A 3277-nucleotide genomic window follows, 5' to 3' on the forward strand; every position below is an offset into this window, starting at 1 on the left:
GCCGGGCCCTCCAGACCCAGCGAATACGCCACCCGACCCGACGCCACCGACCCCGTACCGCCCGTACCGAGATACCCCTCGACCTCCTCAGGCACGGGATGCCACGGCAGGTAGTCGTGGTAGAAGAGGCCGGTGAACACACCCGTGTCACTGCCCCTCAACACCCCCGGATCGATCCCCGCATCCTCCAACGCCTCCCACGACGTCTCCAGCAGCAACCGCTGCTGCGGATCCATCGCCACCGCCTCACGCGGACTGATCCCAAAGAACTCCGCGTCAAACTCCCCCGCCTCATAAAGGAATCCGCCCTCACCCGAGACGCTCTTGCCCACCGCATCCGGATCCAGATCGACCAAGTCCGTAGCCCAACCCCGGTCCGCAGGAAACACCCCGACCGCGTCCCCGCCCTCCTCCAACAACTTCCAGAACTCACCCGGAGACGACACACCACCCGGGAAACGACACCCCATCCCCACGATGGCCACAGGTTCCTGCCGACGGCCCTCCACCTCGCGCAGGCGCTCTCGGGTCTGGTGCAGGTCAGTGGTGACCCGCTTCAGATAGTCACGAAGCTTGCCTTCGTTCGCCATCCGCTGACGCCTTCCTCATTACGCACGGTGGTACGGCCACGTACTCAGAGCCCGAGCTGGTTGTCGATGAAGTCGAACATGTCGTCGTCGTCGGCCGACTGGATCTTGTCGGCGACCGAATCACCGTTGTCGTCGGCCTCGCCGGATCCGTCGGCGCCTCTCAGCACGGCGAGAATGTCCTTGAGCCGTGCCGTGACCCGTGCCCTGGCGGCGTCGTCGTCCATGACCTCTGTCAGCGACGCCTCGAGCTTGTCGAGTCCGGAGTAGGCCGACAGGGCGGACGCCTCCTCGGCGGCCGAACCGAACATCTCCTGCGCCAGGAAATCGGCCAGGGCAGCCGGGGTCGGGTAGTCGAACACGGCCGTGGCGGGCAGGCGTTGCCCCGATACGTTGTTGAGCCGGTTGCGCAATTCCACGGCGGTGAGGGAGTCGAAACCGACGTCGCGGAACGCGCGGCCCGGGTCGACACTGCCGGGCCCGGACATGCCCAGGACCAGGGCGGTCTGCGTGGCGACGAGATCCCGCAGAGCCTCCTGACGCTCGGCAGGGCTCAGCGCGGTCAGGCGAGCGGCCAGACTGTTCTGCCCATCGACGGTGTGCTCACCGACGGCACGGCGGGCAGGCCCACCGGAACGCGGCCCACGTATCAGACCCGACAGCAACAGCGGGACCTCACCCGATCCGCGCACTGCGGCCATGTCCAACTCGGCTGCTATCAGCAGCGGTTCATCGCGGGACATGGCCGCGTCCAGTACGGCGAGACCGTGCGCGTCGGACAGCGGACGTACTCCCTGACGAGCCATCCGCTGCCGATCGGCCTCCGTCAGCTCACCCGCCATGCCCCGCTCCCAGGCACCCCAGGCAAGAGACACCGCGGGCAGTCCTTGCTGGTGTCGGTGGGCGGCGAGAGCGTCCAGGAACGTGTTGCCCGCCGCGTAGTTGGCCTGACCCGCGTGGCCGATGACTCCGGCGATCGACGAGAAGAGGGTGAAGGCGTTCAGGTCCAGGTGACGGGTCAGTTCGTGCAGGTTCCAGGCCGCGTCGACCTTCGGCCGCAGCACCGCCTCCATACGCTCCGCCGTCAGCGCTCCGATGACCCCATCGTCCAGAACACCCGCGGCATGCACGACACAGGTCAGCACTACCCCGTTCAGCACCCCGGCCAGCTGTTCACGATCAGCGGCATCACAAGCCGCCACCGTCACCGCGGCCCCCAACTGCTCCAGATCGGCGACCAGTTCTGGCATTCCCGCTGCCTCGATGCCACGACGTGAGAGCAGCAGCAGCCGCTCGGCCCGGCCCGTCTGCGCCAGGTGCCGGGCCACCAAACCGCCCAACGCACCCGACGCACCCGTCACCAACACCGTGCCGCCCGGCTCTGCCGAAATCGCCGGGGCCGACACCCCACCCGTCACCCGCGTCAGCCGTGGCACCCGCACCCGACCCGACCGCACCGCAAACTCCGGCTCACCTGTCCCCACACCCGCACGCAGCCACTCCACAACCCCATCCGCCGACAGATCATCCACATCCGCCAACACAAACCGACCCGGATTCTCCGACTGCGCCACCCGCATCAAACCCCACACCCCACCAACCACAACCCCCACCGAACCCTCACCACCCGCATCCACGGCACCCTCAGTCACCACCAACAGCCGTGATCCCGCCAGCACTTCGTGCGCCAGCCACTCCTGCACCACACCCAGCACACTCGCCACCACACCCCGAGCCGCGGCCGGGACACTCCCGCCCTCCGCCTCCGGCGCCACCCGCATCACCACAACCGGCGGAACCCCGGCACCCGCCTCCACCGACGCCACCAACCCACCCACACCCTCAACACCCAACTCCACCAGCTCAGCCCCAACAACAGACTCAGCCAGCACCCACTCCACCCCGAACAGCGACCCACTGACAGAACCCAAGCCAGTAGCCAGGTCCTCAGCCGATGCCGCCCGCAAGACCAGGGAACCCACCGACGCGATCAACCCACCCTCAGCGTCAGCCAAAGTCACCGACACACCCTCACCGACCTCAGCCGGGGCAACCCGCACCCGAGCCACCGACGCACCCGAGGCATGCACCACCACATCACTCCAGGCGAACGGCAACACCAGGCCGTCGCCCTCAACACTCAGCGTCGCCACGTGCAACGCGGCGTCCATCAGCGCCGGGTGTACCCCAAATCCAGACACCGCCACGCCCTCGGGCAGGGCGACTTCGGCGTACAGCTCCTCGCCGTGCCGCCAAGCCGCATAGGTCCCTTGGAACACCGGACCGTAGGCAAGGCCGCGCTCGGCCAACGCCGGATAGAAGCCATCCAGATCCACCGATACAGCGTCAGCCGGAGGCCACTGCGTCAAACCACCATCGACAGCGTCACCCACCGAGTCCGCCGGAGCCAGAACACCCGCCGCATGCCGCACCCACGCGTCCTCAGGCGAGGCATCCTCGGCCTGGGCATAAACGGCGACCGCACGACGACCGGCCTCATCCGGCCCATCCACCGTCACCTGCACCCGCGCCCCGCTGCTCGCCGATAGCACCAACGGCGACTCGATCAACAGCTCTCCCACCCGGCCGCAACCGGCCTCATCACCGGCCCGCACCACCATCTCGACCAGCGCAGCACCCGGCACAATCACCCGCCCCGCCACCACATGATCCGCCAACCACGGCTGCCC

2 protein-coding genes are annotated in these 3277 nt (G+C 68.1%); both read right to left on the bottom strand.

Features of this window, described 5'->3' with window-relative positions:
- The coding region (locus tag ACIBCK_RS39135) for a beta-ketoacyl synthase N-terminal-like domain-containing protein (RefSeq protein ID WP_399398146.1) at window positions 1–590 on the bottom strand (590 nt) is incomplete at its 3' end.
- Between the two features lie 44 nt (window positions 591–634).
- On the bottom strand, window positions 635–3277 hold a 2643-nt coding region (locus ACIBCK_RS39140; RefSeq protein ID WP_399398148.1), incomplete at its 5' end, for a type I polyketide synthase.

The organism is Streptomyces sp. NPDC051218, assembly GCF_044455475.1.
Taxonomy (GTDB): Bacteria; Actinomycetota; Actinomycetes; order Streptomycetales; family Streptomycetaceae; genus Streptomyces.